General features: G+C 61.2%; 1 protein-coding gene. It reads right to left on the bottom strand.

What is annotated here, in order from left to right; all coding sequences use genetic code 11:
- Window positions 1-55: 55 nt before the first annotated feature.
- The coding region (locus tag SB764_RS39600; protein ID WP_410866695.1) for a phosphatase PAP2 family protein at window positions 56-278 on the bottom strand (223 nt) is incomplete at its 5' end.

The following is a 278-nucleotide window of genomic DNA, read 5'->3' as shown; positions in this document are numbered from 1 at the left end:
ATCGAGAACAGTGCGACGGTAGCATCGGGTGGCGACAGTTTTTTTACGAAGACGGTCAGATCAGACGGCTGAGCCGCGGTATTGGCCAGCCTTCACGGCCGACTGAGAAGACGAAGCCGAAACGCGCGAAAGCAATCGACAGCGCGAAGGCAAGCCATGCGCCGAGCGCCAATCCGGCCGCGACGTCGCTTGGATAATGGACACCGATGATGACGCGTGTCGCGCCGAGCCAGAGGCCGATACCGATGAACACCAGCCGGAAGCGCGGAAAGAGCAGC

Source organism: Paraburkholderia sp. SIMBA_027 (assembly GCF_046535315.1).
Classification (GTDB): Bacteria; Pseudomonadota; Gammaproteobacteria; order Burkholderiales; family Burkholderiaceae; genus Paraburkholderia; species Paraburkholderia tropica.
Note: the sequence above shows the minus strand (reverse complement) of the source record. Positions and strands in the feature narration are given on the sequence as shown.